Annotated in this window: 21 protein-coding genes; 5 read left to right on the forward strand and 16 right to left on the reverse strand. The window is 55.3% G+C overall.

The genetic code is table 11. The features are described 5' to 3' along the window. Positions 1–56 precede the first annotated feature (56 nt). The 6 genes from KDC22_RS31505 to KDC22_RS31530 form a co-directional block, all read right to left on the reverse strand. A complete protein-coding gene (locus KDC22_RS31505; RefSeq protein ID WP_211721468.1) occupies positions 57–221 on the reverse strand; it encodes a hypothetical protein in 165 nt (54 codons plus the stop codon). A gap of 27 nt (positions 222–248) precedes the next feature. Next, positions 249–3,284, reverse strand: coding sequence for a beta-phosphoglucomutase (gene pgmB / locus KDC22_RS31510; RefSeq protein ID WP_211721469.1), 3,036 nt, complete (start codon positions 3,282–3,284; stop codon positions 249–251). Between the two features lie 19 nt (positions 3,285–3,303). After that, positions 3,304–4,395, reverse strand: coding sequence for a carbohydrate ABC transporter permease (locus tag KDC22_RS31515; RefSeq protein WP_173133742.1), 1,092 nt, complete (start codon positions 4,393–4,395; stop codon positions 3,304–3,306). After that, entirely contained in the window at positions 4,395–5,510 is a 1,116-nt protein-coding gene (locus tag KDC22_RS31520; RefSeq protein ID WP_211721470.1) for a carbohydrate ABC transporter permease, read from the reverse strand. Before KDC22_RS31520 ends, KDC22_RS31515 begins: the two co-directional genes overlap by 1 nt. A 235-nt stretch (positions 5,511–5,745) precedes the next feature. Beyond that, a complete protein-coding gene (locus KDC22_RS31525; protein WP_173133748.1) occupies positions 5,746–7,179 on the reverse strand; it encodes an ABC transporter substrate-binding protein in 1,434 nt (477 codons plus the stop codon). 329 nt (positions 7,180–7,508) lie between these two features. Beyond that, the gene (locus KDC22_RS31530; protein WP_211721471.1) at positions 7,509–8,513 is read right to left on the reverse strand and encodes a LacI family DNA-binding transcriptional regulator; all 1,005 of its coding nucleotides are present in this window, start codon (positions 8,511–8,513) and stop codon (positions 7,509–7,511) included. Between the two features lie 302 nt (positions 8,514–8,815). Here KDC22_RS31530 and KDC22_RS31535 point away from each other — a divergent pair, with 302 nt between their 5' ends. The 4 genes from KDC22_RS31535 (at position 8,816) to pepT (ending at position 13,253) form a co-directional block, all read left to right on the forward strand. Further along, on the forward strand, positions 8,816–9,862 hold the full coding sequence (locus KDC22_RS31535) for an LLM class flavin-dependent oxidoreductase (protein WP_173133754.1): 1,047 nt from the start codon (positions 8,816–8,818) through the stop codon (positions 9,860–9,862). A 436-nt stretch (positions 9,863–10,298) separates the two neighbouring features. Next, entirely contained in the window at positions 10,299–11,273 is a 975-nt protein-coding gene (locus KDC22_RS31540; RefSeq protein WP_211721472.1) for a hypothetical protein, read from the forward strand. A 28-nt stretch (positions 11,274–11,301) separates the two neighbouring features. Further along, positions 11,302–12,003, forward strand: coding sequence for a sortase (locus tag KDC22_RS31545; RefSeq protein WP_211721473.1), 702 nt, complete (start codon positions 11,302–11,304; stop codon positions 12,001–12,003). A gap of 17 nt (positions 12,004–12,020) precedes the next feature. Further along, positions 12,021–13,253 carry a peptidase T gene (gene pepT, locus KDC22_RS31550; RefSeq protein WP_211721474.1) on the forward strand — a complete coding sequence of 411 codons (1,233 nt, stop codon included), beginning with the start codon at positions 12,021–12,023 and terminating at the stop codon, positions 13,251–13,253. A 54-nt stretch (positions 13,254–13,307) separates the two neighbouring features. Here pepT and KDC22_RS31555 read toward each other — a convergent pair whose 3' ends face one another. The 5 genes from KDC22_RS31555 to hxlA all read right to left on the reverse strand — a co-directional run bounded on the left by KDC22_RS31555 (position 13,308) and on the right by hxlA (position 17,116). Then, on the reverse strand, positions 13,308–13,760 hold the full coding sequence (locus KDC22_RS31555; protein WP_211721475.1) for a winged helix-turn-helix transcriptional regulator: 453 nt from the start codon (positions 13,758–13,760) through the stop codon (positions 13,308–13,310). A 437-nt stretch (positions 13,761–14,197) separates the two neighbouring features. Beyond that, entirely contained in the window at positions 14,198–15,334 is a 1,137-nt protein-coding gene (locus tag KDC22_RS31560; protein WP_211721476.1) for an NADH-dependent flavin oxidoreductase, read from the reverse strand. Between the two features lie 108 nt (positions 15,335–15,442). Then, the gene (locus KDC22_RS31565; RefSeq protein ID WP_211721477.1) at positions 15,443–15,817 is read right to left on the reverse strand and encodes a winged helix-turn-helix transcriptional regulator; all 375 of its coding nucleotides are present in this window, start codon (positions 15,815–15,817) and stop codon (positions 15,443–15,445) included. 102 nt (positions 15,818–15,919) lie between these two features. Further along, on the reverse strand, positions 15,920–16,477 hold the full coding sequence (gene hxlB / locus KDC22_RS31570) for a 6-phospho-3-hexuloisomerase (RefSeq protein ID WP_211721478.1): 558 nt from the start codon (positions 16,475–16,477) through the stop codon (positions 15,920–15,922). 6 nt (positions 16,478–16,483) lie between these two features. Next, positions 16,484–17,116 (reverse strand): 3-hexulose-6-phosphate synthase, encoded by a 633-nt coding sequence (gene hxlA, locus KDC22_RS31575; RefSeq protein ID WP_173133778.1) that lies wholly within the window; start codon positions 17,114–17,116, stop codon positions 16,484–16,486. A 250-nt stretch (positions 17,117–17,366) separates the two neighbouring features. Here hxlA and KDC22_RS31580 point away from each other — a divergent pair, with 250 nt between their 5' ends. Then, positions 17,367–18,755, forward strand: a complete 1,389-nt coding sequence (locus KDC22_RS31580) for an MATE family efflux transporter (protein ID WP_211721479.1) — start codon at positions 17,367–17,369, stop codon at positions 18,753–18,755. 84 nt (positions 18,756–18,839) lie between these two features. Here the strand turns inward: KDC22_RS31580 and KDC22_RS31585 are convergent, their stop codons facing one another. The 5 genes from KDC22_RS31585 to KDC22_RS31605 form a co-directional block, all read right to left on the reverse strand. After that, positions 18,840–20,165, reverse strand: coding sequence for an extracellular solute-binding protein (locus KDC22_RS31585; protein WP_211721480.1), 1,326 nt, complete (start codon positions 20,163–20,165; stop codon positions 18,840–18,842). 114 nt (positions 20,166–20,279) lie between these two features. Next, positions 20,280–21,080: a response regulator transcription factor gene (locus KDC22_RS31590; RefSeq protein ID WP_211721481.1), complete on the reverse strand. Its 801-nt coding sequence runs from the start codon at positions 21,078–21,080 to the stop codon at positions 20,280–20,282. Continuing rightward, on the reverse strand, positions 21,043–22,839 hold the full coding sequence (locus tag KDC22_RS31595) for a cache domain-containing sensor histidine kinase (RefSeq protein ID WP_211721482.1): 1,797 nt from the start codon (positions 22,837–22,839) through the stop codon (positions 21,043–21,045). The genes KDC22_RS31590 and KDC22_RS31595 overlap by 38 nt, the downstream gene beginning before the upstream one ends. Positions 22,840–23,013: 174 nt before the next feature. Then, positions 23,014–23,256, reverse strand: a complete 243-nt coding sequence (locus KDC22_RS31600) for a hypothetical protein (RefSeq protein ID WP_173133806.1) — start codon at positions 23,254–23,256, stop codon at positions 23,014–23,016. Between the two features lie 212 nt (positions 23,257–23,468). Next, positions 23,469–23,699 carry a cold-shock protein gene (locus KDC22_RS31605; protein WP_173133808.1) on the reverse strand — a complete coding sequence of 77 codons (231 nt, stop codon included), beginning with the start codon at positions 23,697–23,699 and terminating at the stop codon, positions 23,469–23,471. Positions 23,700–23,786: the final 87 nt, after the last annotated feature.

Raw genomic sequence — 23,786 nt, forward strand, 5'->3', positions numbered from 1 at the left:
AGAGTGACAGGAGCAGCGGCGCCCCTCCCTCCCCAACGTCTCCCTCCATCCTTCTCTTATTCGTTATCGCCAACCGGCTCGCCGTCTTCTTCTGTTTGGACAAAAAGCCTTGTTCCCCACTCAAATGTGGAGAACAAGGCGACTACAATCCCCCTTGCCTGCGGAGCGGGGGACTGTGTAATACTACGCCCCCGCTCCCGCTGCGCGGTCGCAGGTTCCACTGCACGGCCACAGCCTCCCGGGGGTGGCTAATGCCCGAACAGCCCAAGCAGCTTCCCGGCGTCCAGCGCCGCCGTGGAGGGCAGCACCAGGTCGGCCGCGCCGGGCTGGTGCACGCCCCCAATGCCTACGGCCTTCATGCCTGCCGCGCGAATCGCGGCAAGGCCTGCGGCCGCGTCCTCCACGCCGATGCAGTGGCCCGGCGTGACTCCAAGCAGCTCTGCCGCCTGCAGAAAAATCTCCGGATCGGGCTTGCCCTTCCGAAGCTTTGCGGGGTCGGCTACCGCCTGGAACCAATGGGCTGCGCCGAGGCGCTCCAGAATCTGCGGCGCATTCAGGCTGGCCGAGGCCAGCCCCACGGAGATTCCCCGTTCCCGCAGGGAATCCAGCAGCTCAGGAATCCCCGGCAGCAGGTCCGCCGGGGTGATCCGGCCGATCATCTGCCGGTAATGATCGTTCTTCTTCCCCGCCAGCCGGAGCTTCTCGGCTTCAGGCAGCTGCGCCAGCTCGCTGCCCTCCAGCACAATCTCCAGCGACTCCATCCGGCTGACACCCTTCAGCCGTTCATTCTTCTCCCGGCTGAAGGGAAGGCCCAGCTCATCCGCGAGCGCCTGCCAGGCCAGATAATGGAATTCAGCGGAATCGGTGATCACGCCGTCCAGATCGAAGATAACGGCCTCCAGCCGCCGGGCCAGCCGGACCGCCACCGGCTCCTGCGGAAGCAGTCGCAGCGGCTGCCCCTTGTGCCGGATCGTAAGCCCCGCCCCTTCGAGCAGCGTATACACCGCCGCCTCACGGTCAACGAAGATATCCAGCAGTTGTCCGCGTAATGTGATTTTGAAGTGGTAGCTCGCCCACTGCTCCGGCAGGACCGGAGCGAAGCTCAGCTCTCCCTGAACCAGCCGCATACCTCCAAAACCGTTCACAATCGACATCCACGAACCCGCCATCGCCGCCATATGCAGCCCGTCCTTGGCATTGCGGTTGATATCATCCAGATCCATCCGCACCGTGCGGTCGAAGTAGCTGTACGCCCCGGCCAGATCGCCGGTCTCCGCAGACATGATGCTGTGGATACAAGGGGATAATGAGGAGTCATGGGTCGTCAGCGGTTCATAATAATTGTAGTTGCGGAGCTTATCCGCCAGGCTGAACTTGTCCCCGAGCAGGAATAAGGCCATCACCAGATCGGCCTGCTTCAGCACCTGATGGCGGTAGATCACCAGCGGGTGATAGTGAAGCAGCAGCGGATATTTATCCGCAGGCGTATGCTCGAAATCCCATTTCGCCTTCGTCAGGAACGTATCATCCTGGGCGTAGATCCCAAGCTGCCCGTCAAAAGGAATGAACATAGCCGCTGCGGCCTTCTTCCAGCCCTCCGCCTCTTCAAGGGACAGCCCTATTGCAAGTCTCAGACGTTCGTAATCCGCAGGATACTCCCACCGAAGCAGCAGCGCTGTCTCATAGGCATAGCTGAGCTGGTCCTGTACCATGAGATTGGTATAGGCGTTGTTGTTGACAATCGCCGTGTATTCATCCGGCCCTGTTACACCATCAATACAGAAGGCGCCCCCGCGCGCAGGGTTGTAGTGGCCCAGGTCGGCCCAGAAGCGCGAGGTCTCGAACAGAATCTCCGCCCCCCGGCTGACCAGGAAGTCCATGTCGCCCGTTGCCTGGACATATTGCTTCAGGCCGTAAGCGATATCGGCATTGATATGCGCCTGGGCCGTGCCTGCCGGGAAGTAGGCCGAGTTCTCCTCGCCGTCAATCGTCCGCCACGGGTACAGCGCCCCCTTCTGTGACAGGACTGCCGCCCGCTCCCGCGCCTTGCCCAGCGTAGCATAGCGGAATTCCAGCAGTGCCCGGCTGACCTCGGGCCGGGTGAAGGTGAAGAACGGCAGCATATACATTTCCGTGTCCCAGAAGTAATGCCCCTCGTAGCCTTCCCCTGTTAAGCCCTTGGCTCCGATATTCGTCACACCGTCCCGGCCTACAGATTGCAGCAGTTGAAAAGCATTGAAGCGAATGCCCTGCTGCAAAGCAGGATCGCCGCTGATCTCCACATCCGCATGTGCCCAGAAGCGGTCCAGGTAATCCTGCTGCTGCTCAGCCAGACCGGCGAAGCCCAGATTCCCGGCCAGCTCCAGGGCCTCGGAGCTCCGGCCATGCAGCTCCCCCTCCCCGTAATCCTTGGAGGTATGATAGGTGATATATTTGGTCAGCGTTACGGTCTCCCCGCTGCGTACCGCAGCGGCATAACAGACCGAGATGCGCTGTCCGATCAATTGGTGGCTCATCTCCCGGCCGGACTTCGCCTGCAGCGCATGGCTGGCGGCGGTCAGCAGCGCGAACCGCGTATGCCGGGTCCGCTGCTTCATCCACAGCTTCCGGGCAGCAGCCTCATAGCCCGTATCCTCCAGCAGCAGGCTGGGCTCGGCAGCGCCTGCCCCCAGCCTCGGGTCATCGGTCGCTTCCGGGCCGCTGATCTCCCCGTCCACGGCCGAGTCGAACTTCAGCGTGCCGGAGAAGTTCAGCGCCGTCACTGCATAATGGATCGCCGCCAGATGCTTGTGCGTCAGAGACACCAGCCGGCGAATCTTCAGCAGCACCCGGTGGCCGGCGGGCGATTCCCACTCCAGCTCCCGGTGCAGCACACCGCTGCGCATATCCAGCCGGCGCTCATGCCGGTGCAGCTTCCCCTGGTCCATCCGGAACTCATAGCCCTCAATGCTGAGCCCGATGATACGCGCATCGGTCACATTCAGCATCGCCTGATTGCGGGAAGGGAACCCGAAAGCTCCCTCAGGATAGACGATCCGCTCCGAATCGAAGAATCCGTTCAGATAATTCCCGGCCACCGAAGTGCCCGCCTTGCCGTAATAGCCTTCTTCGAAATTGCCGCGCATCCCGATATATCCGTTGCCAAGCGCGAATATGCTCTCACTCCGCTGGTTGTACTCCTCCTCGTAGTGTTCCTCATCAATACTCCACTCACGGAATGGATATAATGCGGGAGGCTGTTCACAGGACTTCATCTTCATCTTTATTTTCATCTCCGTACTCATCTCTGTATTCTCCTCCTGATCAGCCTTTGACGGAGCCGCCCATCAGACCCCGGACGAAATACTTTTGCAGCAGGAAGAAGATCGCCAGCGGCATCAGCATCGAGATGAACGCAGCCGAGGTCAGCAGATGCCAGTCATTGCCGCGGGAGCCGACCAGATCGGCGATCTTCATGGACATGACCTGCACCGACGGCTGGTTGCCGATGAAGATCAGCGAGACCAGATAATCATTCCACACCCAGAGGAATTGGAAGATTCCAATGGAAGCGAGCGCGGGGACGGAGAGCGGCAGAATCAGTCTGCTGAAAATAGTAAAGTGGCTGGCACCGTCAATAAATGCCGATTCAAACAGATCCTTCGGCAGCTGGCTGATGAAGTTGTACATAAAGTACGTAACCAGCGGCAGCCCGAAGGCCGTATGCGCCAGCCAGATGCCAAGATAGCTGCCGTTCAGCCCAAGCGCCGTGTAGTCCTTCAATACCGGAATCAACGCCACCTGAATCGGAATGACCAGCATTGCAATAATGATAACGAACAGCGTCTTGCGTCCGGGAAAGCGCAGCCAGGCGAAGGCATAGGCGGCAAAAGAAGCAATCAGCACCGGAATCACCGTTGCCGGAACTGCAATCGTCAGTGTATTCCAGAATGCCTGCGACAACCCGCTGCCCTTCTGCACCGTCTCGCTGCCGTCCGCCTCCGTAAGTTTGTACTCCTTGCCCGACAGTACATTCTTATAGTTATCGAGCGTCAGGTCAGGCACAGCCTTCCAGCCCTGCTCCTGCATATTAACGGTACGCGCCCTGCGGTTCTCCCACATCAGCCGGGTGTCATCCGCCTTCACGCCAGCTTTGAGCTGATCATCACTGTAAGTCTTGCCGTTCACCTCAATCGGCTCCCGCAGATCAACCTCCTTGGAGAGCTGCACCGTCTCGCCCGCTTTCCATTCCTGATGGGGGAACACCTTCCACCAGCCGGTCTGCAGAATATCCGCTGCGGGGCGGAAGGAGGAGGCGAAGAGTCCGAACGTCGGCAGAATCCAGAGGAAGCAGATGACGCCCAGGATCAGATTCACGGCCGTTTTGCTGCCTTTTCTTTTCTTTTTGCCCACCATTAGAATCCCCCCTGCTTGCGGAACTGCCGCAGATTAATCAGAATAACAGGCAATACCGCGATCAGGAGTACGATAGCCAGCGTGGAGCCGTAACCGAAGTTGCGGTACATGAAGAACTGCCGGTAGAACTGTGTCGCTACAACCTCTGTATCGTATTGACCTCCTGTCATCACCATGACGACGTCAAATATTTTCAGGGTGAAGACGATAATAGTGGTGGTTACGGTCAGGATCGTCGTGGAGATGTACGGAATCATGATGCCAAAAAAGATCTTCACCTCTCCGGCGCCATCCACCCGTGCGGCCTCCATAATATCCTCGGGCACCCCTTTGATCGCAGCGGAGAAAATAACCATTGCAAACCCTGTCTGCATCCAGATCAGGATGATGATCAGGAAGAAATTATTCCATGGTTGCAGCATACTTGTCCAGGCCTGCGGTTCGCCGCCGAAATAGGTGACGATCGCATTCAGCAGGCCAATCTGCTCATCGCCCGGCTGATAATAATAGACGAACTTCCAGATCACACCCGCGGCTACAAAGGAAATGGCCATCGGCATGAAAATAATAGATTTGGCGATACGCTCATAGCTGCTCCGGTCGGCCAGAATCGCAATCAGCAGCCCGAAGCAGACGCAGGCCAGCGTACCCACGAACACCCAGAGCAGGTTGTTGCGCAGGGCGGTTGCCATCAGACGGTCGCTGAAGATTGCGGCATAATTCCCAAGTCCGACGAACTTCTCGGAGGAAGCGTTGAAAAAGCTCAAGTATAGCGTCCTTAGAGCCGGCAGGATCAGCAGCCAGCCAAGGATCAGGACAGCCGGTCCGATAAAAACATACGGCAGCACTTGCCTGCGGATGCGGTCGGGATACTGCTCCACCGCCCAGGTTAAGGTGTAGTAGATCAGATATACGCCCAGCACGCCCCACAGCACGGCAAGCACCGCAGTCAGCAGCGGATTCAGCGTCGAATCCCGGAAAAACAAGAAGATCAGCCCGTTGATCACTATGTTTGCCAGCAGCACGCCCAGCGATAACAGCACCGCCCTGCCGCTGATTCTCTGCTTGGCCTGTGTACCAGCGGCACCCGGCTCCGGCCTTATTGGTGCATCCATATCGTTCCTCCTTTAAGTTTTGCGAAGCAAAACTCTCTCCGTAAGCATCGGCTATATAAGACGCACATTAAGCGGGTGAAATCCGGTGACTGCTGATGCTTTAGATAGCGAGCTTTTCTGCGGACAGCTTTCAGGCAGTCGCTACCGCTCCTACAGTTCCGAATTTCCCCTCCGCTTCCTTTGCTTTTTGTTTATTTCTTTAGTGCTGCCCGGGGTTCCCCCCGGGCGACAGCCTTTAGTTCTTCCAGCCTGACTGGATCTGTTCCAGCGCCTGATCCAGCGTAGCGGTTCCGCTCACATAATCAGTCATGCCTTTCCAGAAGGTACCCGCGCCCACCTTGCCCGGCATCAGGTCAGAGCCGTCGAAGCGCAGGGTCGAAGCATCCTGCACGAGCTTCGCCATCCGGCGGTCGGATTCGGACTGATACCAGTCCAGCGGAGCATCATTCATTGGGGCAATGACGCCGCCGGATTGCACCCAGCTTTTGATCGACTCACCGGTGGTGAAGAATTCCATGACTGCGCGTACTTCAGGACGGTCATTGAACATGGCATAGATATCGCCTGCCACAAGCACCGGCTTGCCATACTGCTCATCAATCGGCGGGAGATAGAACCAGTCATAATCGGTATCCACCTTGGCCGTTTCCGGGAAGAAGCTGGTAATGAAGTTCCCCATCAGGTTGAACCACGCTTTGGGAGGATTCTCGAACATCGGCTTCGGAGCATCGCCGAATGCAGTGGTGACGATGGATTTCGCACCGCCGTAGACATAATCCTTGTTCAGCCAGATCTTGGACATCACTTCTACAGCGTTCTTCACTTCCGGAGAAGTGAACGGCAGCTCACCGCTTACCCACTTGTCATAGTTCTCAGGAGTCGTGGTCCGCAGCATGATATTCTCTACCCAGTCGGTTGCCGCCCAGCCTGTAGCCGCGCCGCTCTCGATACCGATGGCCCAGGCAGGATCACCGTCTTTGGCAATCTGCTCCGTCAGGGTCATCAGCTCATCCCAGGTCTGGGGAACCGTGTATCCGGCATCGTCAAATTGCTTCTTCGGATACCAGACCAGACTCTTCACGTTGCTGCGGTTCCAGATCCCGGCCATAATCTTGCCGTCCTTACCATCCATGGTGGACATATCCAGCCAGCTCTTATTGTAGTTGGCCGTCAGCTTCGCCTGATCCAGCACTCCGGTCAGGTCAACCACCTTGCCGGTTTTGGCAATGGAGGCCAGAAGCCCCGGCTGCGGGAAGTCCGCGATATCCGGCGCGTTGCCGCCATCGACCCGGATATTAATCGTTGCTTCGAATTCTTTGGAGCCTTCATACTGAATATCAATGCCGGTCTTCTCTTCGAATTCCTTAATGCTGCTCTCGAACTTCACCTGGTCGGCATCCACAAACGGGCCGAACATAGTGACCTTGGTGCCTTTATATTCACCCTTCATCGCTAAGTCCAGCGGACTTCCGGCCGTTGCTGGGTCTGGAGCATTTGTCGAGGTTCCGTTGTTATCTGCTGAAGGTGCCGGTGTTGCCGCTTCTGTTGCTGCCGGAGCTTCCGTCGGCGCAGCAGCGTTATTATTCCCGCCGCATCCGCTGAGCATCATGGTGAAGGATAGGCACAGCACCATCGCGAGTGACAGTTTACGTGCTGGAGCTTTCTTCATTGTTTCATACATCCCCTTTAATTGTTTTTAGAGACTGCATTAAGCCAGCTTCATTCCCGGAACAGCTTCCGGCAGAGCAGTGGATCACCTCCTTGCAAAGGTTTTCAGAGAAAGGTATAGCTGCAATTCCGGTTCGTCATTTCCTGCTTCAACCGGCTTAAGGAATCCAGCAGGGCACTTTCCACCCACCTCTAGGATGTATACGCTTCCAATAGTTCAGTAGTGAATATCCGGATTCCCTATAATGAAAAGCTTTTCAAAAAGGTAAAAAGAAACCGTACTGCTCTCTGCCAAAGCAGCCGTGCTTCCAACCTGCCAGGGCCTAAGCCTCATTTCTCACGCGAGGATTCTCTTATGATTAGCTTATGCTCCAGCTTCTCTTTCATGACAGCCACCGTGCCATCGGTCAATAATTCATGCAGCTTCTCCGCTGAACGGTACCCCAGCTGATAGATCGGCTGTGCAATCGTCGTCAGCTTCGGAATGAACATGCCCGACATCCGCAGATTGTCGAAGCCGATGACAGACACCTGGCCCGGCACCAGAATATTGCGGTCCTTCAGATAAGAGATCGTTCCCATCGCGAACTCGTCGGCCACGCAGAATACCGCGGTTAGCTCGGGATACGCAGTGAAGAGATCATGGGAGGCCTGATATGCCTGCTCAAAACGATGATTCGCATACTTGATCTTCCCGGCATTCCGCTCCAGCCCCGATTCGGTCAACGCTCTCACAAATCCTGCCACCCGCGGCGGTCCGGACACCGAATTATCATGATTGAAGCCGATCATTCCGATCTCCCTGTGCCCCAGCTCAATCAGGAACTTCACCGCATCATACGCCGCCTTCTCATCATCCACCTCCACCGAGGCCACCTCATATTCATCGGAGTGGGAGGAGACCAGCACAAAGGGGATTCTGCAGCCTACCAGCTTCTCGTAATACTCCGGGTACAGAATGTCACTGGCGAATACAACACCATCCACCTGCTTCTCATGAAAAGTATCAATGTAGGACAGCGTCCGCTCCTTGTCACGGTCTGTATTGCAGATCATCAGGCTGTAACCGAGCTTAATGCAGGCATCCTGCACTCCGCGGATCACTCCGGCGAAATACATGTTCTCAATGTCGGGTATAAGCAGACCCAGTGTGAAAGACTTCTTGTAAATTAGACCCCTTGCAAAAGCATTGGGCTGATACTTAAGCGCTTCTATCGCTTCGATGACCCGGCTGCGCTTGCTCTCCACCACCGTATCCGGTGCGTTCATTACACGGGAAACCGTGCTGATGGATACCCCGGCCATCTTGGCGACCTCTCTGATTGTTGGCTTCATAGACTGACTTCCTTTGTGTGAAAGATAAGAGTTGTCCTGCTTCGCGTAAATTAAATGTTCCTCATCTTTCTCTCTGACACGGCTGCTCTCCTTATAGGATGACTGAGCCAATTTAACTTAGAAAAGCTTTTCAAAGCGATTATAGCAAGGCTCCCTTAAATTGGCAAGCAAATTGTTATCGCTTACATTACCCTTCAGGCAGCCACTCACCGGCATAGCACTTACTTAAAGTGTGTAAATTATATTATTTCATGTTATAATTGACGGGTATATGGATTCATGGCTGTAAATACTGCTTACTGATGCGGAAGGCATCTATTATAGGAGGGATTAATGTGAAGCAATTGCACGACATACCATTCTCTGTACTGGATTTGGCCCCTATCCGGGAGGGCGGAACAGCGGCGGATTCTTTTCATGACACCCTTGATCTGGCGCGCCATGCCGAGGACTGGGGGTATCACCGTTTCTGGCTGGCGGAGCATCATAATATGCCCGGTATTGCCAGCTCCGCTACCTCTGTGGTCATCGGACATGTGGCAGCCGGAACCCGCAGCATCCGGGTAGGCTCGGGGGGCATCATGCTCTCCAACCATGCACCGCTTATGATCGCAGAACAATTCGGCACTCTGGAATCCTTGTATCCGGGACGGATTGATCTGGGTCTTGGCAGAGCCCCCGGCTCGGATCAGGCCGCAGCCAGGGCCCTGCGCCGCGGCCTCGGCGGCGACGGCAGTGAATTCCCTGAGCAGCTTAGCGAGCTCCGGGCATATTTCGATCCTGAAGGATCAGGCTCCCGCCCGTCCGGGGTACGCGCCGTACCCGGTGAAGGGCTGAACATCCCGATCTGGCTGCTTGGCTCCAGCGGCTTCAGTGCCCAGCTTGCGGGCCAGCTGGGTTTGCCTTTTGCTTTTGCCAGCCACTTTGCACCGGATTATCTGCTGCCCGCACTGCATCTGTACCGCACCAGCTTCCGGCCTTCGGCTGTACTCGACAAGCCCCATGTTATGGTGGGCCTGGGAATCACAGCGGCGGATACGGTGGAGGAAGCGCGAAGACTCGCTACCTCCCAGCAGCAGCAATTCCTGAACATTATCCGCGGCCGCACCGGGATGCTTAAGCCGCCGGTAGACAGCTTGGACGGAATCTGGACCTCCCAGGAGAAGGCGCTGCTAATGAGCAAACAGCAATACTCCATTGCCGGCGACCAGACGTTGATCAAAGAACGGCTGCTGCAGATTGTGGAAGAGACAGACGCGGATGAGTGGATTATCGCTTCACAGATCTATGATCACTCTGCGCGCCTGCATTCCTATGAGCTTGTGGCCGACCTTTTGAAGAACTCGTAAGAAACATTCACAAGCTGAAGCCCACACGCCCAGCCCATTTAACTACCTATGGAGAACTCTGTAGAAGTAGTTAAATGGGCTGTTTTTGTTCTTTATAAAATTCATCGTAGGAAATATTAAGAGAAATAATGAGCCATTAGCAGCAAACCATAGATAAGGGCTGTTTTTCTATTCTAAATGGCTATTTTATACCGATATGCAGCTCTTTCACTGTTTTTATTTAGGCTTTATTTTGATTATACTGGTATTATTATTCGTTATAACGAACAAACCCTATTGTTCCTTCACTTGTTCGTTCTGAACAGTACTATCGCCTCGATTCGTAGTAGTTCTCCGAAAAACCACTTTATTCGACATGCGGTGCTAAAAAAACACGAACCGGGGCGGATTGTGGAAGACAGCTCCCGAAGGTCTTCAGAAGAAAGGGGCGGGGGAATTGAAAAAGAGACACAAATCCTTAATAGGTGCTTATATTCTAGTCGTTCTGGCAGGTGTGATCTGGCATGCCGGAGGGGCCAGCGCAGAGGATACCATCAAGCTCACCGTGAACGGGCATACGACCAGTACGGCGACCATGAACAATATGCAGCCGGGAGATACGATGGCTTCGGATTACAGGATTATCAATGACGGCAACGAGCCGTTTGATTATTCCGTAGCCTTCAAATTCCTCGCCGGGGATGCAGATTTGTACAATATACTGCAAATGACCCTGCAAAAAGAGGGAGTAATCCTCTATTCAGGCGTCATGAGCGAGGCAGCAGGCGTGGTAACCATTGGCTCCCTGGCAGGAGGAGCAGGGGAAGACATTCAAATGCAGGTGTTGTTCCCTCCCGAAGCCGGTAACGAGTTCCAGGAGAAGACGGTAAGTGTCGCCTTTGAATTCACGGCTACCGCAGCGGCTGCGCCGACAGCCGGTCCGACCTCGTCACCGCAGCCGACAGAGGAGCCAGCGGCTACAGTAACGCCTGTACCTACGGCAACACCGGGGACCACCAGCAGCCCTGGCAGTACGCCCGCGGCAACAATAGTCCCTACGGATTCGCCAGCCGGAAGTGCATCGCCTGGAAGTTCAGCAGCGCCATCACAGGCACCCGAGGCAACGGCTGCAGCAACTCCGGATGGAGTGACCGTAAGTGAAGCCCCTGTTCCGCTGGGCGGAGGGGATGACAGCGGCGGTAACAGTCCGGCGGCCACACCGGATTCCGGAGCAGCTACACTCGGCAGCACTCCGGCACCTTCACCGGGAGATGAAGTCTCCCTTACCGGTGAGGAGCTGCCACTGGGGGCACCGGATGGGGACGGCAAGCTGCCGGACACTGCCGGGCCTTGGTACAATCTGATTGCGGCCAGCATAGTCGTTGCTATTCTGAGCATGATTGCAATTCGCAGGCTGGGCCCGAAGAAATAACAATAAGCATAAGGCAGGAGGAGAGAGTATGAAGATTCGCTTTGGGTTATCTGTAGCCGTGAAGCTGATCTTCCTGCTCTCTTTGTGCGTCATACTGTATTCTGCATTCCAGATCCTCCGGGCGCCGGCCGAAGCCCGCGAGGCACTGAAGATCTGGGACAAAAAGAGGGAGGAAGCCCCTCCGCCCCGGGCATCCATAGAAGAAACTCCGCTGCCTGAAGGAATGATCAGCACTCCCGAAGTATCTGCGCAAGCCACTCCTGTATATACGAAGGGGGAGGTGATTGGCGAGATCTATTTTCCCAGGCTGGATAGGCGGGTGGCCATTCTGGAGGGGACCGGACAGGCAGAGCTTAAGCAAGGCGCCGGGCATGACGAAGCAAGCGCCGCACCGGGCGCCTCCGGCAACAGCGTGCTCGCCGGGCACCGCGATACCGTCTTCCGCAGACTGGGCGAGCTTGCGATTGAAGATATCATTGAGGTGGAGACGGCGGACGGGACCTTCACCTATGAAGTGACCGGAAGCAGAATTGTAGATGGAGACACACGGGGAGCGATTAAGCCGAGCGGGGAGCCTCTCCTCACCTTGATCACTTGTTACCCGTTCTCTTATGTAGGTTCCGCGCCCGACCGTTATCTGCTCTCGGCAAGACTCATCTCCAGCCAGCCGCTGGTACGGCAAAGTATGAGACCCCGTCCAGATCGTGATACTATAGACATACGAAGCTGAAGAGGAGATGACCCCAAGTGAAAGAAGAGTTAATTAGACGTTTTGTATCTTATGCTGAAATGGATACCCAATCGAATGAGGATAGCGAGACCTGCCCTTCCACTCCCAGCCAAATGGTGCTGGCGCATAAGCTGGTGGAAGAACTGCAGGAGATGGGGCTGACAGAGGTTACAGTGGACGAGCACGGGTATGTCATGGCAACCCTGCCGGCCAATACGGACAAGGAGGTCCCGGTCATTGGCTTCCTGGCCCATCTGGATACAGCGACCGATTTCACCGGCACGAATGTGAAGCCGCAGATAGTCCGGGAGTATGACGGGCAGGATCTGGTGCTGAATGAGGCCCAGAATATTGTCCTGTCTACGGAGAGCTTCCCGGAGCTGCGCGGTTACAAGGGGCATACCCTGATTACGACCGACGGCACCACCCTGCTGGGGGCGGATAACAAGGCCGGGATCGCTGAGATTGTGACGGCTATGGGTTATCTGCTGGCGCATCCGGAGATCAAGCATGGCAAGATCCGGATTGCTTTTACCCCCGATGAAGAGATCGGACGCGGCCCGCACAAGTTCGACGTTGCCGCATTCGGCGCTTCCTATGCCTATACTGTGGATGGAGGTCCGCTCGGAGAGCTGGAATATGAGAGCTTCAATGCCGCCGCCGCCAAAATCAGCTTCCACGGGGTCAACGTACATCCCGGCACAGCCAAAGGCAAGATGATCCATTCATCCAAAATCGCCATGGCCTTCCATCTCCGGCTGCCCGCCGGTGAAGCCCCTGAATTCACAGACGGCTATGAGGGCTTCTACCACCTGATCTCCATGCAGGGCAGCGCCGAGCACAGCAAGCTGCATTACATTATCCGTGACTTTGACCGCGAACAATTCGAGCACCGCAAATCAAATATCGCCGCTATTGTGGAAGAATTCAAATCCACCTACGGGGCAGACAACATCGTGCTGGAAATGAATGATCAATACTATAATATGCGCGAGAAAATAGAGCCGGTCAGCCATATCGTCGATATCGCCCGCGAAGCGATGGAAGGTCTGGGGATTACGCCGGTTATCCGTCCGATCCGCGGGGGCACCGACGGCTCGCAGCTCTCCTACATGGGACTGCCTACCCCGAATATTTTCACCGGCGGCGAGAACTTCCACGGCAAATTCGAATATGCCTCTGTAGACGTAATGCTGCAGGCTGTTCAGGTTATCGTTGAGATCGCCCGACTGGCTGAGCACAAAGCTTAAGGCAGTCAAGTTTGCCTGCCTAGCACAAATATCCCCGGATGGAGCATGGTCTGCTCATTCGGGGATATTCGTGCTGCGCGGAGTTTCCTCCATAGAACCCTTCCCTGACCGCCCGTCCGTATCGGTGCCGCCGGGTTCAAGCCGGGCCAGTAACTCCCGGTACTCTTCTCCCCAGTGCTTGATGCTCAGGATTCCTGTCTCCAGGCCCCGCGCCCACTCTGTTAGAGAGTATTCCACCCTCTGCGGCACCTGGTGGTAAGCTTCCCTGTGGACCAGACCGTCACGCTCCAGCTCCCTTAACTGCATAGCCAGCATCCGCTGGGTAATTCCGGGGCATAACCTGCGAAGCTCATTGAACCGCTTCGTTCCGCTGATCAAATGGTAGAGCAGAACCCCTTTCCATTTACCGCCGATGACCTCAAGGGTCCGCTGAAGTGAATGGATGCCTTCCTCCTGCTTCAAGTCCCCTGCCTCCCCGGAGCTCCCGGTATTCCCCTGTGCCTTCATCTCTGCCGCTCCTCATTTCCTGATGTGCCTAGAATTAGTATAAGTGTACCATAGCTATCCCCAGATATTCTCCATTTCGCCCGGCAAGCGGAAACGGCCAAACCGACTTGTAAGGACGGCACCGTTTCAATAAATCACCCTTGGCCTGATAGCCTACGCGGCGCTCCCAGTCTAATTGTGTTTGGTTTTTCGTTAAAATTTGTTAAATAGATGAACAGACGACGTTCTGTTTTTAGGCGTGCTGCTCATTTTCATGCTGGAGTTGTGCCTTGAAAAAAATATTTGTTTCTGCATCCATTCTATGCCCTTTGCAGCCGAACCCGGCAGCCTCAGGGGAGGTGTTTGCCAACCAACAAAAGAAACCCAGGGCAGCCTCTATTGGGGGCTGCCCTGGGTTTATATTACGTTATGACCGCAGACAGTCACCGCCCTGCAGATTATTGCTTGAGCGGCAGCCAGCCCGGCGTATGGATCAGCGCTCTCCAGAGCGGGTCCGGGATCACAAGCTCCGCCTGGGCGGCCGGATCAAGCTCGGTCTTCATCTCATCCGTCCGTCCTTCCGCTACCTTCTGCACCCAGTCGGGTTCAATCAGAAGCGGACGGCCCAGCGCCACCAGGCTGATTCCGCTGTCCAGACTCTTCAGGGCATCGGCGGCCGTATAGAGAGAGCCGACTCCGATTACCGGAGTCTTGCCCCCCGCACGTTCCACAATCTGTTCAATCCGCGGGCGGCTGTCTTCCGTTCCCCGGTGCGGCAGCGACCACAGATCCATCAGGGACACATGCAGATAATCAAGCCCTTCCGCGCTCAGCGCATCAATGAGCGCAAAGGTCTCGGCCATCGTAATTCCCGGTGTCTCCGGCTCTTCAGGGGAGAAGCGGTAGCCGACAAGGAAAGCGCCCTGTGCATGCTGCTTCACTGCATCCTTGACACTGCGCAGAACCGCCAGCGGGAAGGCCAGGCGTTTCTGCAGATCCCCGCCCCAGCGGTCTTCGCGTCTGTTGGAATGCGGGGAGAAGAACTGCTGCAGCAGATACCCGTTCGCACCGTGAATCTCTACCCCATCGAATCCGGCCTCGATAGCCCGGCGGGTCGCTTCTCCGAAATCAGCGATAATTCCGGTGATCTCTTCCTCTGTCAACGGGCGCGGGACCGCACCCTGTCCGCCGCCAGGCAGCTCGGACGGCACATCGCTTGCACTGACAGGCTGCCCATCTACCAGCTGCTCAGGCGGGCATTGGCGTCCGCCATGGAAGATCTGGAGCACCGCCTTCGCTCCTTCGCCCTTGATGGCATCCGCCAGCTCACGCAGACTCGGAATCAGCCCGTCATGGTCAGCTCCGAATTCGCCGGGGAAGCCTTTTCCGCCGCGTGACACATATACACATGCGGTAATCACCATCCCCGCTCCCCCGGAGCGGCGGGTATAATAATCCAGCTCCGCCCGGGTGACCGTCCCATCCTCATTCGAGGAGAAATTGGTCATCGGCGCCATGACAACACGGTTCTTCAGTTCAATCCCGTTCGTGAAGTTGAACGACTCCAGCAACGGGCTATATTCTGTCTTTAGCATAACTTCCAGGCCTCCAATTATCTAATCATCTCAAATGTTAGTATACAACTTAATTTTGCACAATACAAATAGAACGCCTTCGTTTACAGATGTTATCTATCAGAGGTGTTATCTATCGCAGGGAGGTGCATCTTTCCAGATGACCTTCTCCCCGTAATTCTTGCCCCAGTCATACATCATGCGAAGTACAGGCATCAGCGTATGTCCATACTCCGTCAAGGAGTATTCTACTCGCGGAGGAACCTCCGCATACACCTGCCGGAATACAAGCTGATCCTCTTCCAGCTCCCGCAGCTGGTTGGTCAGCATCTTCTGGGTGATATGGGGAATTAGCCTCTTCAGTTCGCTGAACCGCTTGGTCCCTTCCAGACCCAGGTGCCACAGTATAATCAGCTTCCACTTGCCGCCGATAACAGCGAGCGTAAGCTCCTTCTCGCAGTTGATCTCCTTCAGGTTAATGCGGTCTTTAATTTCCGTTGCCAATATCTAGCCCCCTTCCGGCTATAATCATACTACCTCTCCATCTCTGGAAGAAATAGAAGGATGCTCCCCCGTCAAGGGAAGCATCCGTTTCATAACTGTATTCTATTCCAAATTGGCATGTTTGCCAAACATCCGGCCCGTGGACTGGCCTGTCTGCTCCATAATCCGCAGAATGACAGCATCGTAGAATACGAGCAGCGTCTGTTCAAACAAGGAGGCCATCGGCTGGAGTGTGGCATAACCTCCGCCGGACTGATCCTTGGGGGAACCCGGCAGCTTGACCGTATAATCTGCCAGACGCCCGAGTGCCGAGTCCGGCACGATGGTCACCAGCACTACCGCTGCGCCTATAGCCTTGGCTTTCTCCGCCATGGACACCAGCCCCTTCGTCTCCCCGGAGCCGGAGCCAAGCACCAGTACATCGCCGGGGCCGATCCCCGGAGTGACCGTCTCCCCGACAACAAACGCCGCTTGCCCCGCCTGCATCAGCCGCATGGCGAAGGCCCGGCCCATCAGGCCGGAACGGCCGGCGCCCGCCACGAAGATCTGGCCGGAGCGCAGCAGCAGCCCTGCCATTGCCTCCCCTTCTCCGGCGTCCAGCCCGGAGACTGAGCCTTGCAGCTCCTTCACAATCTGCTGTGCGTAATGACGCGTCTCCATAGCAGATTACGCCTGGCTTACAAGGCGCTTCATTTCCGCCGCTGCCGCTGCCGCGTCCGCTTCGCCGGTAATACCGCCGCCGACAATCACCAGATCAGGCTTCGCCGCAATGACTTCAGGCAGCGTACTCAGCTTAATGCCGCCCGCGATTGCCGTTTTGGCCCGGGTAACCACGCTCTTAATCGCTCTCAGATCCTCGAAGGAATTCTTCCCTTCAGCCTGATGGTCATAACCGGAGTGTACACAGACGTAGTCTACGCCCAGCGCATCCACCTCAGCGGCTCTGGCCTTCAGATCCTTCACATTGATCAGATCGACCAGGATTTCCGCTCCTGTCTTCTTCGCTTCCTCCACCGCCCCGCGGATGGTTGAATCATCAGATACACCCAGTACGGTCACAATGCCTGCGCCAGCTTCTACAGCCTTCATTACTTCATAGCCTCCGGCATCCATAATCTTGAGATCGGCCAGCACCGTAAGTGCCGGAAAAGCTTCCTTAATCGCTTTTACCGCATGCAAGCCTTCATTAATGACAACCGGTGTTCCAATTTCGACAACATCTATAAATTCAGCCACTTCTGCCACAATAGCCTTGGCTCCCGCAATATCGACCAGATCGAGCGCTAACTGTAATTTCATAAGTTTCAGATCTCCTCATCGTTAATATATTTTCGTAAGTGATGTACTTAGTTTAGGGATATACTGCCGATAAGGGAAGTAGGCACTTTATTGTGATGTAGTTACCCGGAGGATACTATTGGGCTGAACCGGGACTTTGTTTGTTTATTTTGGTATTTCTGAAATTGTACTGCATTTTCACAAAAGCTGTGCTACCATACATTAGATTCAATATTTTCAGCCGTAAGGAATAACCATAAGAAGGTGTACGATGGATACAAACAAACCCAAAGAATTCAATTTACTGAAGCTGACCTGGCCGATTTTCCTGGAGCTGTTCCTGTTCATGCTCATGGGCAGTGTGGATACGTTCATGATCAGCTCCGTGTCCGATGATGCCGTCTCCGGTGTCGGGGCAGCCAATCAGATCATCGCCATAGCTATTCTGGCCCTCAGTGTCATCGGGAACGGAGCCGCTATTGTCGTGTCGCAGTATCTCGGCTCCAGACAGCCGAAGGAAGCGGCCAGGGTAACCGGCAATGCCGTAAGCCTGAACTTAGGGGTAGGAATTATACTGAGCGTAGCCATGCTGCTGTTCGGGGGCAGTCTGCTGAATGTGCTGAACATAAAGGGTGATATTCTCGAATATGCCAAGGCCTATATTCATATTGTCGGAGGCGGGATCTTCCTGCAGGCGCTAATCAATGCCCTGGCGGCCACCATCCGTACACACGGCTTCACCAAGCAGACCATGGCGGTCTCGCTGCTGATGAACGTCATCCATGTCGGCGGCAATTACCTGCTGATCTTCGGCCATTTCGGACTGCCTGCGCTCGGCGTAGAGGGGGCGGCCATTTCAACGGTGATCAGCCGTTTTATCGCTCTGATTCTTTTCTTCCTGCTGCTCTACCGGATTATGGAGATACGTGTGAAATGGCACTACTACATTCATCTCTCTAGAAAATACGTGCTGCAGATTCTCAAAATCGGCATCCCGTCCGCCTTCGAATCGGTGATCTACCAGTGCTGCCAGCTGATCTTTACCTTGTACATTACTTACCTGGGTGCCGAAGCTATGGCCACCCGCCAGTATGCAGTCAACATCTCCAACTACATCTTCCTGTTCAGCGTAGCGGTAGCGATGGGCACCTCGATCATTGTCGGTCATCTCGTCGGCGCAAGGCGGCCACAGGAGGCTTACTCACGGGTATTCACCAGTGTGAAGTGGGCGCTGCTGGTTACCATCCTGATGGACGGGGTGGTCATTCTCTTCCGTGTACCGTTAATGAGTCTGTTCACGGATAATGAGCTGATTATCGCCATGGGCGCACAGGTCATCCTGCTCAGCTTCTTCCTGGAGACCGGCCGGACCTGCAACCTGGTCATCATCAACTCGCTGCGCGCTTCGGGCGATGCCAAGTTCCCGGTCTATATGGGCCTGATCTCCATGGTGTGCATGAGTCTGCCGCTGGGTTATTATCTGGTATTCACGCTTGATCTTGGTCTTGCCGGGGTATGGCTGGCCACCGCGTTCGATGAATGGGTGCGGGCGGTGATTATGTACTTCCGCTGGAAGAGCAGAGCCTGGGAGAAGCATGGCCTGATCCAGCATGAACCGGCAGAACCACCGGTCACGGCTCCGGCTGCTCCCGCCCATTAATCATTACTTATATATTCAAATAAGGGATGCCATCAGCCATGTTTCGGCTGATGGGCATCCCTTTGTCGTGAGCCTGCAAGAGGCTCAGTTTCCTTTGGCTACAGCTTCCTTATGTCTGGCTGCGAACTGCCCGGGCGTCACCGCCTTGCCGAACAGCGCCTGGATCATATCCAGATGGACCTGGGCGGCATTCGGCTTCATCTGCACATCAGCGAACAACGTAATGCTGCTGGCATTGTTCAGCTCATTCAGCAGTTCGACGTACAGCTGCGGCAGCGCTTCGTTCGTGGTATCGACCTTGGTTGCCGGAATCACTCCCGCACTGGTTACCGAGGCCTGTCCCCATTTGAATACGAAGTATTCGACAAAAGCCTTCGCCTCCTCCTTAACCTTGGAGGATTCCGCTACAAACAGTCCGACACCCGGACCGCCTACCCAGCTGTTAAAGCTCCCCTTCCCGCCTTCCACCATCGGAAATTTGAAGAAGCCGACCTTATCCTTGAAGGTCTGCGAAATCTCCGGATTCGTCGTGAAGTTGGGCAGCTCCCAGGTACCGGTCAGGTACATGGCCGCTTTTTCATCCATGAATTCCGATTTGCCCTCATCATAGGACAATCCGTTGAAGCCGCTGTTGAAGGCATTCATATCCACCAGCGTCTGCACTTCAGCCGCAGCCCGGACCAGACCCGGATCATCGAAGTAGCCCGTCCCCTTCGTCGCCCGCTTCAGAGTCTCGCTTCCGGCAATGCGGTCGGCCAGATACATATACCATATCGAGCCTGTCCACCGGTCCTTATTGCCCAGCGCCACCGGAGCCACGCCATGGCTGGAGAGCGCTCTCACCACACTCTTGAATTCCTCATACGTAGAAGGCACATGAAGATTATATTGGGCGAAGATCTCTTTATTATAGAAGATCGGCGAGATGTTCATCTCCAGAGGCAGCGCATAGGTCTTGTTATCGACAACGTAGGCCTCTGTAGTGCTCTTCACGAACTTATCCTTAAGCTGTGCACCCTGCAGGATGTCGTCCAGCGGAGCGAATAAGCCGCCTCTCACATAAGGCTCAATGAAGCCTGCCGCCCAGGTTATGCCCACATCCGGAAGGTCATTGGAGGCGGAGAGTACCTTAAGCTTGTTCTTGTACTGCTCATTCTCAAGCACTTCCTGCTTGATGATTATATTGGGATGCTCTTTCTCATATTCCCCGATAATCTGGCTAACCAGCTTATACTGCTGGGCAGAGAGCCCGGCGGGCCATAAGTGCATCATCTGAATGGTTATTGTGGGGGCTGAGGCATCTGTAGCTGCCTGCACACTATTATTGTCTCCCGCAGAGCTGCAGCCGCTCAGAACAAGCAACCATACACAGGCCAGGAGCAGACCCTTGGTTATGTGATTCCTTCGCATTTCCATTGCCTCCCAGTCTCCCATTGCAAAAGGCCGATGTAATCGCTATCAGTAAAATTCTAGCATCGCACCCGGAGGGATATAAGGGCACACTTATTGGCTAAAATACCACTTTTATTGGATTTCATGAGACCCGCCCTTCACCTGATGCCGGTAACGGCTCGGGCTTATCCCCTCTAAGGACTTGAATACCTTGATAAAATACTTGTCCGTACGATACCCTACACGCTCCCCGATCTCCCCGATCGTCAGCGGGGTCTGCAGCAGTAATTCCTTCGCCCGCTGAATCCGCAGACGCGCCAGATATTCAGTGAAGGACACTCCGGCCTGTTCCTTGAACAGCACGCTGAAATAGCTGGCATTGAGATGAATCACCCCCGCCACCTCCGCCATCGTCAATTGTTCATGCAGATGCTGCTCCACATAGGCAATCGCTTCTTTGACCGGCTGGCCCATCCCCGCCTGATCCGGGTCAATCTGCAGCAGCTTGTGATCCACCAGCTTCTCCAGCTTCACATGACGCTGATGCTCTTCCTCCCGCTTCAGCGCATCCTCGACCACAGACAGCAGCTCGGCCTTGTCCAGCGGCTTGAGCAGATAATTAACTGCCCCCAGCCGCATCGCCTGCTGCACATAATCAAATTCGGCATAACCGGAGATGACAATGATCACCGGCTTCCAAGGCGATTCCTGAAGCGACTGGATCAGATCCAGCCCGCTGACTTCGGGCATGCGCACATCCGTAATCAGCAGATGGACCCGCTCCTGCCGCAGCCGCTCGCGCGCTTCAACCCCGTTGTCACAAGTCTCCACCATATACCGGCCTGCCGCCCATAACTCCAGCGTCTGCTTGATGCCCTGCCGTGTTCTTGGTTCATCATCTACGACCAGAATGGTCCTGTTGCCCAGACTCATGGGTATATCCTCCATTGCTCGGAATTTCAAATGTTATTACAGTCCCTTCGGATAACCTGCTCTCCACAATCAGGCCCTCCGTCCGGGTGGCTTCCTCCGCGTAATACAGCTTCAGCCGCCGCTGGACGTTCACAAGACCCACTCCGCTGCCTTTGGCAGAGATAGGCGGCCCGCCTTCCAGCGCATCCCGCAGTGCCAGCAGGGTGCCCTCATCCATGCCGGGCCCGTTGTCCGACACCTTCACCGAAGTCCACCCTTCACGCGGGGAAGGGGTGATCACAACCTCAATACTGCCGCTGCCGACACGGCTCTCCACTCCATGGAGAATGGCATTCTCCACAATCGGCTGAATCAGCAGCTTGGGCACCAGAACAGCCGCCTCATTCGGGTCCAGAGTGATCTCCCAGGACAGGCGGTCTCCCATCCGCATCTCCATAATTTTCAGATAACGCCTGATCTGTTCAACCTCTTCACTGAGCGTTACCCACTCGTCTTTATTATTAGGACTGCCAATAATATAGCGGAACAGCCTGGACATAACCACAACTAATCCGGCCAGCTCCTCCTCCCCCTTCTCCTCCAGCGACCAGTTGAAGGCCTCCAGTGTGTTGAACAGGAAATGCGGGTTGATCTGGGCCTGCAAGGCCTTAAGCTCGGTACGGCTCTGCAGCACTTCCTTCTCATAGACGACCCTGATCAGATCATTGATATTCGCCACCATACCATTGTAGGTGTTATTCAGCTCCCGCAGCTCTATGGTAGACACCTTTTGTGAATTCGGGGTCAGTACGCCCAGGCGGGATTTGCGCATAGCCCGGATTAGATGAATAATCGGCCGCGTGATCATTGTGGACAGCAGGAAGGACATGATCAGGAACAGCAGGGTTCCAATCCCCCCCGACAACAGCAGCACCGTCCGCAGCACGGACAGGCCCTTGGTCACGTAGCTGACCGGAGTCAGCACCAGTAACGTCCATTGGGTCTTATCCGAGCGCAGCTTGACCTGCACATACTCCTTGCCCCGGAAGTTCACCGTCTGATCCCCGCTCTCCAGCAGCGGCAGCAGATCCTCCTTCGGCGTCTCCATGCTTCCGAGGGACTGGCCTTCATCGTTCACCAGCAGCACCGACTCCCCTCCGTCACTGCCGGCGATCTGATCGTCCAGCTGGAAGTAGCTGCGCTGGATGCGGGCCATCAGGTAGCCTCCCCGCGAGAACCAGCGGTCCATCAGGCTGACCTGGCGGATCGCCAGCAGGCTCTGGTCATCATGCGGATCGACGCCGATCCACACCAGCCGGCCCTTCTGGGTATTAGCCTCAGTGATATGCGGATCGCTGATTCGGGTCTCCAGGCTGCCCTCCTTAATCGGGAATAGCAGCCTGTAATCGGCGGTATACAGCTCAAGCGAACCCACGCTTGGCATGTACGCCTGGTAGCTGGAGATAATCTGCAGCAGCGACTGGCGCTGATTGAAGGATACTTCATTGCCGTTCAGCTCCTCCAGCAGCAATTGCTGAACTGTAGGATGATTCGCCACCTGCTCCATCAGGCCGTCAATCTGGCCGATCAGCGCATCCAGCCGCCCGTTGGCCTGAACGGCCGTCTGCTGGATATGCCGCTCAGCATTATTTTTGAGCAGAATGGATACCCGGTCGTACACGAACGCCCCTGAAACCAGAATAATGATCAGCATAACCAGCAAAAAACCGATGAATATCTGATTGCGCAGTGTATTGAGTTCTCTGAATCTCTGAAACATCGGAATTCCTTCTTTCCCTGGCAGCGTTTCCAACTCTATTCTCCAAAACTCGGAAGGTTTGTCAAGAGAAATCATTGCGCGCAGGCGGAAACCGGAACAACAGCAAAGAGCCCCAGAGCGCAGTTCTCCCCTTCGAGGAGCTGTCCAAGGGCTTCGGCAGCGTGCACCAGATCATTAGATGAGCATCAGCGGAGTGAGCCACTTCAGCTCCAGAGCTACCCACAATAAGGCCAGCAGGCCGGCGCCAATGATGTAGGCCCATACCTTCCGGCGGGTTGGCTGCAGAGAAATATCCAGAACAACTATAATAATGGCTAAAGCAGGAACAACTGCAAGCAGGACTGGATTGCGGTAATGGATATTCACCAGATTCAAAATAGCCATAACCAGAAGCAGCAGCCTAAGATATTTGTTCATTCCCGCGCCCCCTCCTAAAAGATGAGACATTATTCCAATTATGTGTCCTTCATCCACTTCTCTACTATCCCTTGATCCCCTGATATTGTCAACCCCGGTTACCCGGTGCAGGATTTACGGCAAAAAAAATAGCCCGTTCCCGGCAAGGGAACTGACTGCTATGGCGTTGTTGCTATATGCTGATTCTGTACAAAGCGTCCGGGAAGCGGCAATTAACGGATCGTAATGCCCTTCTTGATCGCCTTCATGTCCGAATTCGTATTCACAAGCATAGGCAGGATCTTCATACTTCTGGTCATTGGTGAATTGCACTGCCAGCAGGTAGGCACATATTGGAAGGCGAAGTTATCGCGCATCCACCCGGTGCAATCTTCCTTGGTGCAGGACCAAATGGCTGTGTCTTCCTGGGGAAGATCCTCCAGCGCTTTTTTACGAAAATACATAAGTACCCCTCCTAATAGCTTGATTGGCGTATTCTAGAGTAAAGGGCTGGTACAACCCAGCCCCTCCTCATCAAACCGTACGTGAGG

It is taken from the genome of Paenibacillus tritici (assembly GCF_018207515.1).
Lineage (GTDB): Bacteria > Bacillota > Bacilli > Paenibacillales > Paenibacillaceae > Paenibacillus_AQ > Paenibacillus_AQ tritici.